Annotated in this window: 1 protein-coding gene; it reads right to left on the bottom strand. The window is 45.3% G+C overall.

Features of this window, described 5'->3' with window-relative positions; translation table 11 throughout:
- Positions 1-44: 44 nt before the first annotated feature.
- Entirely contained in the window at positions 45-12,680 is a 12,636-nt protein-coding gene (locus PUW25_RS15530; protein WP_274337281.1) for a non-ribosomal peptide synthetase, read from the bottom strand.
- Positions 12,681-12,695 lie beyond the last annotated feature (15 nt).

A 12,695-nucleotide genomic window follows, 5' to 3' on the forward strand; every position in this document is an offset into this window, starting at 1 on the left:
TTCGATCGATTCGTAAAGCTCAGAACTAGTTACAGACCTCTTGTCTAAATACTTGCAAGGAGCTTAATGGTTGGATAATCAAAGATCGCTTGTAATTCAATCGAGACATTTAACTCCTTCTTTATTCGAGCAGACAACATCATCGCTTTAAGTGAATGGCCACCTGCTTCAAAGAAATGATCCTCTATACCGATCTCAGCAACATTTAAGACATCACACCAAATATCATGAAGCTGTGATTCTAGTGCATTCGTTGGTCTCTCACCGCCTTTCGATCGATTCACTGGAATTGGCAGGGCAAGCCGGTCTACTTTGCCATTCGCTGTGAGTGGCAGCTTGTCCAAGATAACCATCGACGTCGGGATCATGTATTCGGGAAGCTCTTCTCTTAAGTGATCTCTGATGAATTGATGCATTCTGTCCTGCTCTACATCTTCATCAGGAACGAGATAGGCTGCCAGGAAGGAATGACCCTGTTCATCTCTTCGTGCGGTTACGACCGCCTCTCTTATCTCCGGAAGCTCGAGCAGCTTGCTTTCGATCTCTGTCAGCTCTATTCGATTACCCCGGATCTTGACCTGGCGATCCAGCCGGTCCATGAACTCCAGATTGCCATCCGGCAGCCACCGTACCCGATCTCCTGTCCGATACACCCTCTCCCCCTGCTCGAATGGGTGCGCGATGAATCGGCTCTTCGTCAGCTCTGGCTGCTTCAAATATTCTCTGGCTAGACCGTCTCCTCCAATATACAGCTCTCCGGGTAGACCGATCGGCTGCCGCTGCCCCCAGCGGTTTAGCACGTACACTTTGGTATTGTGTATCGGTTTCCCTATCGGAACACTACTCTGAGCTCGCACATCCTCATCCACCGAATAGGTTGCTGCGAATACCGTCGTCTCGGTCGGACCATATCCGTTAGCGATCCGATGAGGACCCAAATAATCAAGCGCCTTGATGACATGCTTCTTCGAACCGGCTTCCCCTCCAAAGAACAGCTTTCTTACATGCTTCAAGCTCGTGACATCAAAATCTACCAACGTATTAAACAAGGCTGCGGTCATAAATGCAGAGGTAATCGCATGCTGCTTCATCACTTGCGACAACGCGGCTGCATCCAGTACCTGCGTCTTCTCAATCAGATAAAGCGTTGCTCCGTTCAGCAAAGCACCGAATATTTCATAGGTTGATCCATCAAAGGCATAGTTCGACAGCTGCAGCATCCGATCTTCCGGCTGGACATCCATGAATCCGTTATTCACACTGGTCTTCACCACGTTCCGATGTGTAGTTACCACCCCTTTGGGCTTACCCGTTGAACCCGATGTATACATGATATAGGCAGCAGACTCTGGGGATGCAGACACCTGTCCATCACGTCCGTGCTCACGGACAAGCTCACTCCATTCTCGTCCACCACTGCTCCAGTCGATCTCCGAAAGCCACAGCACGGCACCGTTGTAACCCTCCACACGCATACCTGCCTCTGCAATCAACAGCCTTGCTTCACTGTCTTCGAGCATATAAGACAGCCGCTCGGACGGGAAGCTTGGATCTAATGGTACATAGGCCGCTCCTGCACCCAGAATGCCCATAATCGAGATGATCATCTCAATGGAACGATCCGTCAGCAACCCGACAGTATCTCCAGGTCGTATCCCTTGAGCCTGCAGCAGGGCAGACAACTGGGCTGCACGAATGTCTAGTTCTCGGTATGTGACCATCCTGTCTTTAAATATTATTGCAGGATGATTAGGACTCCGTTCAGCCTGCGCTTCAAATAACTCCATAATTGTAGAATCCCGAGGGTAATCTTCTACTGTGCCCTCAAACGTAGTTAATTCCAGCTTCTCCTGCGCAGTTAGCAACTCGATATCTTGAATAAGAATTTCATGTCCAGTTACTAGCTGAACTAATACATGTTCATAATGCGCCAGCATTCTCTCGATCGTCTTCGCTGAGAACAAATGAGCGTTATATTCAATAGTTACGGCTAATTCATCATCGGTCTGTACTGCTCCCCAAGTCATATCAAATTTAGGCTGCGTACTCACCGTCTCAAATGGATGGATCTGAAGCGACGTCAATTCTAAGGAATAGGATTCCATATTCTGAAGTACAAACAATGTATCGAATAAAGGCTGAGCTGGATGATTCCTCGAAACTTTTAACTGCTCCATGAGCTCTTCTAGTGGATAGAAGCTGTGATCAAAGGCTGCTAATAGTTGATTCCGAACACGATCAATATAGTTAGCTATTGTAAGATTCCCTAACGGTTTTAGCCGAAGGGGTAACGTACTCACAAACATGCCGACCATTCCTTGAGTATCGGAGAGCTGTCTCCCCGCTTCAGGCACACCAATAATGACATCCTCTTCTTGCTTATATTTCGATAACAAAATGGAATAAGCTCCGAACAACACCGTAAATAAGGTTGTCCGATGAGAGGACGCGATCTCCTCAAGCTGCCGCAACAGACTGGAATCAATGATAATTCTGGAATTCGCTCCTACAGGGGGCTTGGTGCCAACATTGTTGAAATCGTATGGAAGGTTTGTTAACGGCAATTCGCCACCGAGCTCCCTGAGCCAATACTGTTCCTCTGCTTTGTACCGTTCACTGTCTTTGTACTGCTGCTCCCACCATGCATAGTCTTTATACTGCAGCTCCGCCTTTGATCGCAGTTCCACGCCTTCATATTGCTGAAACAACTCGGTAACGATAATTCCTGTTGAGATCCCATCTGAAATACTGTGATGCATATCTAGAACAAGTACGTGCCTCGTCTCTGATACGGAGAGCAGTCCTGCTCTGAACAGCGGCCCGGATGAAAGATCAAATGGACGAACAAACGAACGGACATATTGTTCTACTCTGGATTGATCAATAGGACGATCCACACGACCATCGATCCAGTCCCTTCGTTCGATACTCAAATCTACATTACGATTCAGGTCAATTCTTTGTCTAAGCTCTTCCCCAATCATGACATAAGAGGTTTGAAGGGCCTCATGCCTCTTCATGACTATGGAGAGGGCATCCTGCAGCTTACGGTAATCAAGGTGACCCTTAATTTCAAAAGCTAGTGGCATATTATAGCTGGTTCCCTCTTTTTGCAACTGCTGGATATAGTAGAGCCTCCATTGAGAAGAAGATACGGGATAGTTCTCTAATACAGGAGCAGCACTCATTGCACGTAGTCCTGTAATGTCCAATTTCTTGTCCTTTATTAAAAGGGCTTGCTCCGCTATCGTGTCATGAGTAAATATTTCCTGTAGAGAAAGCTTTACTTGTAATTCCTGGTGAACTCTGCCGGACAGCATCATGGCTTTAAGAGAATGTCCTCCGAGTTCAAAAAAATGATCTCTAATACCAATAGGTCGGGCTTTGAGAATTTCCGTCCATACTTGTACTAAGATGCGCTCGATTTCGTTTGTTGCTGAAGCATTTGAATACGCTTGGACGTAAGGCTCCGGAAGCGCAGCTCGGTCTATTTTGCCATTCGCTGTGAGTGGCAGCTTGTCCATGATAACCATCGACGTCGGGATCATGTAATCGGGAAGCTCTTCTCTTAAGTGATCTCTGATGAATTGATGCATTCGGTCCTGCTCTACACCTTCATCAGGAACGAGATAGGCTGCCAGGAAGGAATGACCCTGTTCATCTCTTCGTGCGGTTACGACCGCCTCTCTTATCTCCGGAAGCTCGAGCAGCTTGCTTTCGATCTCTGTCAGCTCTATTCGATTACCCCGGATCTTGACCTGGTGATCCAGCCGGTCCATGAACTCCAGATTGCCATCCGGCAGCCACCGTACCCGATCTCCTGTCCGATACAACCTCTCCCCCTGCTCGAATGGGTGCGCGATGAATCGGCTCTTCGTCAGCTCTGGCTGCTTCAAATATTCTCTGGCTAGACCGTCTCCTCCAATATACAGCTCTCCGGGTAGACCGATCGGCTGCCGCTGCCCCCAGCGGTTTAGCACGTACACTTTGGTATTGTGTATCGGTTTCCCTATCGGAACACTACTCTGAGCTCGCACATCCTCATCCACCGAATAGGTTGCTGCGAATACCGTCGTCTCGGTCGGACCATATCCGTTACAGATCCGATGAGGACCCAAATAATCAAGCGCCTTGATGACATGCTTCTTCGAACCGGCTTCCCCTCCAAAGAACAGCTTTCTTACATACTTCAAGCTCGTGACATCAAAATCTACCAACGTATTAAACAAGGCTGACGTCATAAATGCGGAGGTAATCGCATGCTGCTTCATCACTTGCGACAACGCGGCTGCATCCAGTACCTGCGTCTTCTCAATCAGATAAAGCGTTGCTCCGTTCAGCAAAGCACCGAATATTTCATAGGTTGATCCATCAAAGGCATAGTTCGACAGCTGCAGCATCCGATCTTCCGGCTGGACATCCATAAATCCGTTATTCACACTGGTCTTCACCACGTTCCGATGTGTAGATACCACCCCTTTGGGCTTACCCGTTGAACCCGATGTATACATGATATAGGCAGCAGACTCTGGGGATGCAGACACCTGTCCATCACGTCCGTGCTCATGGACAAGCTCACTCCATTCTCGTCCACCACTGCTCCAGTCGATCTCCGAAAGCCACAGCACGGCGCCGTTGTAACCCTCCACACGCATACCTGGCTCTGCAATCAACAGCCTTGCTTCACTGTCTTCGAGCATATAAGACAACCGCTCGGACGGGAAGCTCGGATCTAGTGGTACATAGGCCGCTCCTGCACCGAGAATTCCCATAATTGAGATGATCATTTCAATGGAACGATCCGTCATCAGCCCGACAGTATCTCCAGGTCGTATTCCTTGATCCCGCAGCAGGGCAGACAACTGGGCTGCACGCATGCCGAGTTCTTGGTATGTGACCACCCTGTCTTTAAATACAATTGCGGGATGATCTGGGCTCCGCTCAGCTTGCATTCGGAATAGCTCCATAATTGTGGAATCCCGGGGGTAATCTACGGTTGTACCTTCAAACGCATTCAATTGCAGCTTCTCTTTATCTGTTAACAATTGGACATCTTTGATTCGATCCAGCAGTGGATCAACGATTTGTTCAAGAATATGCTCATAGTGAGATGCCAATCCTCTAATAGCCGAATCAGAATATATCTCTTGATTAAATTCAACAGTCATCAGAATAGTGTCTTCTTGTTCAACTCCTGCCCAAACCATGTCAAACTTAGATTGGCCGGATGGAACCTCTAACTGGTTTACTTTTACATTTTCAATGAGTAACTCTGCGATATTCATATTCTGTAGAACAAATAGCGTATCAAATAATCGGCTTTTACCAGAAGCTCTATTTACATTTAATTCCTCCATCAATTCATCCAGTGGATAATCGGCATGCTGGTAAGCTTCAAGCATCGTCTTCTTCAATTCCTCAACATACCCATCAATGGATAAATCTGCTTTGGGCTCACTTTGTAGTGCCAATGTTTGGACAAACATGCCCACGACAGGTTCCACTTCTGGAAGATCTCTTCCGGCAACGGGAATTCCGACCACGATTTTTTCCTGCTCCGCATATTTGGATAACAGAATATAATAACCCGCTATTAAGAGCATATACAAAGTAATATCTTTTTCCTTCATTTTCTTTTTCAATTTGCCTACCAGTACTGGGTTCAAATGAAATGAGTACTTTGCCGCTTTAGAGCTCTGATTAGAACCTCCACGTCGTTCAGCGGTTGGCAAAACCAACTCGGGAACCTCATCTTTATACATCCCCGTCCAGTAATGTTTAGCAGCAAGATACTGCTCGCTCTTACGATGCTGCTCTTCCCAAACCGCATAATCTTTATATTGAATAGACAGGTCGGGGAGCTCCTCTTCCTTGTATAGCTTGAATAACTCATTAAAAATAATGGAAGTCGAAACTCCATCTGAAACGATATGATGCATATCAATAAATAGAAGATGGTGTTCATCCGATTGCTTTTTAAGGACAGCCCGAATCAAATAAGGTGATGACAGATCAAATGGGGTAATCTGAGATGAAACCCATTTCTGAATTTCCTCATCTTTTAATGATGGTGCTCCTGCTTCATCTTCCTGTGTTTTTATTTGCCAGTGGACACTGTCTGGGTGCAGAATCTGTTGTTTAATCTCATTTCCCATGAGATGAAAAATCGTCCTTAACGATTCATGCCGTATAATCAACTGCTGAAATGTCCTGTTTAGTGCACTTATGTTTAGCTTCCCTGTAAGGTTGAGCAGCATAGGCATGTTATAGCTCGTACCTGCTTGCTCATACTGTGAAGCAAGATAGATTCTTTTTTGAGCTGAGGATACAGGATAGTAATCCATTGCTTGCGCCTTCGGCAGATTGATTTTCTTGGACGAAGCTTCCGAACGTTCAATCAACGCTGCTTGCTCTCTAACGGTCGGATATAAGAAGATATCCTGCAAACTGAAATGGATCCCGAACAAGTGCTGTACCTTAACGGATAGCTGCATCGCTTTTAAAGAATGCCCTCCGAGGTCAAAGAAATGCTCGAGCACCCCTGGGCTCTTGACATCGAGCACATCAGTCCAACACTGTTGGAGCTGAGCTTCGATCTCATTCGCAGGCAAATCGTTCTCCGTAAGATTAGCTGTCCGAATCGGCTCAGGAAGCTTGGAGCGATCTATCTTGCCGTTCGCCGTAAGCGGAATGGCCTGAATCATCATAAAAGTAGAAGGTATCATGTAGTCTGGAAGCCGGCTCTTTAACCCCTCTCTCCATTCCGAATAGAGCTCTCGCTCAGCTTTGCTATTTGGTATGGATTTATTGCATACGACATAAGCGCTCAAGCTCACTGTCCCTTGAGGATCTGTGATCGGAATGACAACCGCCTGGTTAATCGATGGAATGGAGTTCAGCACGCTTTCAATCTCTCCTGTTTCCACACGATTACCTCGAACTTTCACTTGTCCATCCATCCGTCCCAAATACTCTAGCTCTCCGTCACTAGACCATCTAACCAAGTCTCCTGTCCGATACATGGGCTTGCCTTGTTCCTGAGGGTTAGGGATAAATCTTTCTGCTGTCATCTTTTCATTGTTCAAGTAACCTGCGGCGACACCATCGCCTCCAATGAACAACTCACCAGGCATACCCATCGGTTGTTCATGCCCCCACATATTTCGAACGAAGAGTGAAGTATTATGAATTGGCTTCCCTATTGGCACACTGCTCTTCTGCTTAAGTTTATCTGTAACGGGATAAGTGGTTGCAAATACGGTCGTTTCGGTCGGTCCGTATGCGTTAATGATTCGTCCTTCGCCTAAATAATCAAGTGCTTTATGGACATGCTGAACAGACGCGACTTCACCGCCGAAGAAGAGCTTGTTTACATGCTTAAAACAAGTCACATCATAATCCACCATCATGTTGAACAAAGAAGTGGTCATAAAAGCTGAGGTTATGCGCTGCTCGTCCAATATTTTTGCAAGCGATGCTGCATTCAGCAATTCGTCTTTTGTAATGATATGCAGGGATGCTCCATTCAGAAGAGCCCCAAAAATCTCGTAGGTGGAGCCATCAAATGCATAATTGGATAGCTGCAGCATCCGATCTTCCTTACCCAATTCAGCATATCCATTATTAATACTTGTCTTGACCACATTTCGATGTGTCGTCAGAACCCCTTTGGGTTTGCCCGTTGATCCCGATGTATACATAATGTAGGCAATATCTTCAGGTGCAACTGTTCTATTATCCTTCGTTTTTGTTATGTCGGTTTCGGTTGTACCGTGATTAGGTACCTCACTAAATGCAATATGTGTTAGTCCTTCTTGCCTGTAATCATTCCCATTCGTCGAGACTAGCCAGCTTGCTCCGCTGTCCTTTAATATATATTCGATTCGATGTTCAGGAAGCGCAGGATCAAGCGGAACATAGGCTGCTCCGGCTTTTAGAATACCGAAGATCGCAAGAATCATGTCCATAGATCTGTCGGCCAGAAGCCCAACTCGATCACCTTGGCTGACTCCCATGGAAGTCAGAATTCTCATGAAGTTGTCCGCAGCTTCATTCATCTCTTGATACGTCATGACCTTGCTTCCGTGGATTAGAGCCGGTGAATGAGCTGAAGCCGCGGCTTGCTGCTCGAATAAGTATGGTATCGCAGCCTCATGTGGATACTCTGCCTGCCTTCTATGATGTAGAGCCAGCCATGCATGCTCTTCTTCCGTCAGCATATCGATATCCATTAATAATTGATCAGGTGCATTAACCATCTGATCCAAGATCGTAATATAATGTCCGAACATACGCTCTATCGTTTCTTCTTTATATAAATAGGCAGCGTATTCTACGATAAAATCCAATCCATGCTGGGACTCTCGACATCCCCATGTCATGTCAAACTTTGCCTGGCTCCAATCCCATTCAGCTGCACGAAATGTGACATCCTCAAGCTCAAGAGGCGCTATGTCCATGTTTTGAAGTACAAATAACGTATCGAATAAGGGATGCCGGCTTATATCTCGGGAGAGATTAAGATCATTCAACAGATCCTCTAATGGATAATCCGCATGCGTCTGCGCATCCATGAATAGATGTTTTACTTCTCTGATCCATTCATGGACACGAAGGCGTCCCTTGGGCTGAGATCGTAATGCAAGCGTGTTTACAAACATCCCTATCATATGATGGGTGTCCTCATGAGCTCTCCCCGCAATTGGTGAGCCTACAACCACATCTTCTGTACCGCTGTATCTGGATAAGAGGAGTTTATAGCCCGCAAGCAGCACCATGTACAGCGTCGCTTCATTTGCAGCAGCAACTCTTTTGAGCTGATGAAATAAGCCTTCTTCAATCTGGAACGACATTGTTCTCCCTGCAGCACTTCTCACCGAAGGCCTTACATAATCTGTACATAGCTCTCCTTCAGGCAGTGTTCCGGCGAACTGATTCCTCCAATACTTCTGATTCATTTCATAGTTTGGGCTTGCCTTGTACTGTTGCTCATACACTGCATAATCTTTGTAGTGTAGTTGCAGAGCAGGTAATGCTTCCGATAGATATAACCGTGTTAGATCCTGATAAAGGATTCCGGTTGATACGCCATCAGATATAATATGATGGGTATCGATAAACAATAAGCTGTTAGATTTGTCTAAATTGATAATCATCGCCCGAATGAGAGGGCCGTTCCCTAAATCGAAGGGTTGAATAAAGGAAGCCAACGTTTGATTTATCCATTCTCTTTTGGCAATATCAGAGGAATGATATCGTGAGTAGTCTTCAGCACGGATTTCTAAGAAATCCATGGACCAAATAACATCCTCAGGTGTAATAATCTTCTGTCTCAGTTCTTCACCGATCCATACAAATGAAGTTCTTAACGATTCGTGCCGTTCTATCAATTGAATAAATGCTGTCTCCAGCCTGCTTCGATCCAGTTCACCTTCAACTTCAAGAATCATAGGCATGTTGTAACTCGTTTGCCCCTTCTCTAATTGCTGCGCGATATATACTCTTTTCTGCGCTGAGGATACAGGGTACGTCTCCTGAACAGGCGCTGGTGTTATCGGCGTGTACTGACTTTCCTGAGACATTTGAATACATCTAGCCATCTCTGTCAGCACCGGAGATTGAAACACTTCCTGAAGTGAAAGTTTAACACCAAGCGCTTTATGTATCTTTGCGGTTAGCATCATTGCTTTTAGTGAGTGCCCACCCAGCTCGAAGAAATGATCCGATGCATTAAGGTGATGAATGCCCAAGACCTCTTTCCATATGTCACCAAGCGCAATTTCCGTTGCTCCTGACAATGGAACGGATATGCTGGAAGCCCTATTCGGTTCCGGCAGCTTGCTTCGATCCACTTTTCCATTCGTGTTCAAAGAGAACGGAGACTCCATCACCTGAAAAACTGCAGGCATCATGTACTCAGGAAGAGTTCTTCTCAAAGCCTCTCTGCATTTCGATATATTAAAGGACAAGTGATCTGCCGCAGGAACAACATATGCACATAAGTACAGGTGTCCCTGCTGATCATGAAATGTTTTGACTATTGCATCCTTGACCTCACTTAAATCTTTCAATTTACTTTCGATTTCCCCTAATTCAATTCGATGTCCCCGAATCTTGACCTGAAAATCTATTCTGTCCATGTATTCGATGCTTCCGTCAGCATTTCTCTTGACCATATCCCCTGTCTTATACAGCTTCTTCCCAGCGAGAAACGGATGTTCCATAAATCGCTCTAATGTCAGTTCAGGCCGGTTTCGATAGCCCGCCGAGAGACCATCCCCGCCAATATATAACTCCCCTGGCACGCCTACCGGCATGGGCTTTAAATCTCGATTTAATATATATGCTGTCGTGTTATGGATTGGTTTGCCAATAGGAATGCTCCCGGGTTCAGTTATGGAATGGCAGGTAGCAAAGACTGTCGTTTCGGTAGGTCCATACATATGCAGCATTTTTCCCGGTCCGAGCACCTTCAAGGCTGTATTAATATGTTTCGCTGATGCCTTCTCTCCTCCGAATAAAACATGACGTACATTGGCTAATGCGTTCGGGTTCCAATCCACTAATGTATTGAATAGAGCCGTTGTCATAAAAGCAACACTTATCTCATAATTCCTAAATGCGTTGCCAAGCGATTCAATATTGGAGGCTTCTTCACTACTAATTAATACTAGAGAGGCACCATGCAGCAATGCTCCATAAATATCAAATGTAGCTCCATCAAAGGCATAGTTCGAGATTTGCATTAATCTGTCCCTTTGATTTAACTCAACATACCCGTTATTTATGATTGTTTTTATGACATTTCGATGAGTAGCCGTCACTCCTTTGGGCTTACCGGTGGACCCGGAAGTATAGATGACATATGCATCACAATCTGGGTGCAAGTGGACGGATGAATCTTGAATCAATTCCATTCCTTGTGATGATTGCAGATCTGATAGGGTGATAATCTCACCTTCAAATTCAGATAAATCCTTGTCCGTTAGCAGTACAAGCTGCTGTACGCCCGCATCCTCCATCATATAGGTCAGACGTTCAGACGGAAAAGTCGGATCAAGCGGAAGATAGGCAGCGCCTGCCTTTAATATCGCTAATATGCCAGAGATCATCTCAAAAGAGCGCTGTGCGCACAGGCCTACAATAGAACCAGGCTTAACGCCTTTATTCCTCAGCAGAACTGACCATTTCTCAGAAATCTCGTTAAGCTCCCGATAGGTCCACTCCGAGTTACCCATAACGACTGCAGTCCTGTGTGGTTCTGTCATCGCTTGCTCTACAAAGAGATCGACCAGAGTCTGCTCTGATGGATAGTCCGCCTTTGTCTCGTTGAAGCTCGATAACAGCCGTATGTCTTGAGAAGTTAGGACAGAAATGTCCTTCACTTTCATCTCAGGGTTATCCGTAATTTGACTGCAAACTCTTTCTATATGGGAAAATAAACGCTCAATAAAGCTTGAAGAATACAGATCCTCGTTATAATTTATCTTGGCTCTAATTTCTGTACCTGGGCCTATGGAAATGTTCAGATCATAATTGGTATGCTCGTAAGCTTCAATGGAATTGATCTTAAAGCCAAGCCCAAGCTCTTCCGTATCAAACATACTATCGCTTGCAGGATAATTCTCGTATACCAACAAATGATTGAATAGGGAACTCCCGCCTGCTTCCGCTTGAACATCTGCAAGTGATAAATAGCTATGTTCCTCCGCTAGTACTGAGTTCTCATGGGTGGCTTTGACTAACTCTGCAAAAGTGGTTTCTGTTTTCGACTGAATTCTTACCGGAATGGCATTAATAAACAAACCCATGATTTTCTCAACCTCTGGAATAGATGGAGATCTACCGGAGACGATGGTACCAAAAACAACATCATCCGAATCTGTATAGTATTGAAGAACAACCCCCCAAACAGTCTGAAAAAGACTGCTCATCGTAACCTGATAATGTCGAGATAAGGCGGTAAGCTGATCTGTAAGTGGTTTACCTAGACTAAACATGCTCTCTTGAATGTTCGAACGATCTTGGTTAGTCGGATTTTGTTCTTGGGGGAAAGACGCCTCCTCATAACCTGACAGATATTTGTTCCAATAACTTTTTGCTTGTGAGGTATCTCTGGCTTCCAACCACTGAATATACCGCTTGTAAGGAATAACGCGGGAGAGCCTGACAGGCTCTCCTTGCAATTCTTCCCGATACAATGAGAACCACTCCTGAAATAAAATTCCCAAGCACCAGCCGTCAATCAGAATATGGTGGTTACTCCATACAAGTTCATAAGAATTCGTGCTAGTTTTGATCAAAGTTAATCTTAGTAATGGACCTTTAGATAGGTCGAAGCCTATCTTTCTGTCCTCAAGTGCAAGCTTGGCTACGTGGCTGACTCGTTCAGATGCTTGTACAGTGGTCAGATCCTCCAGCTTGATCTTGATGTTTCGTTTCTTCAATACCACTTGCCTTGGCTTATTAATTTTGTCATACACAAACACAGTCCGAAGGATATCGTAACGATGTATAACTTTATTCAAGCTGTTTTCAAGCGCATGTTCATTTACACGCCCTTCCAACGAGAAAATCATCTGCTCAAAATACATATCTCCTTGATTGTACAATGAATGAAACAGCAGGGATTCCTGCATAGGAGATAATGGATAAATATCTGCTATTTCTGTCTTGCTCATATCATCCCTCAACTC

The sequence above is a fragment of the Paenibacillus urinalis genome (genome assembly GCF_028747985.1).
GTDB lineage: Bacteria > Bacillota > Bacilli > Paenibacillales > Paenibacillaceae > Paenibacillus > Paenibacillus urinalis.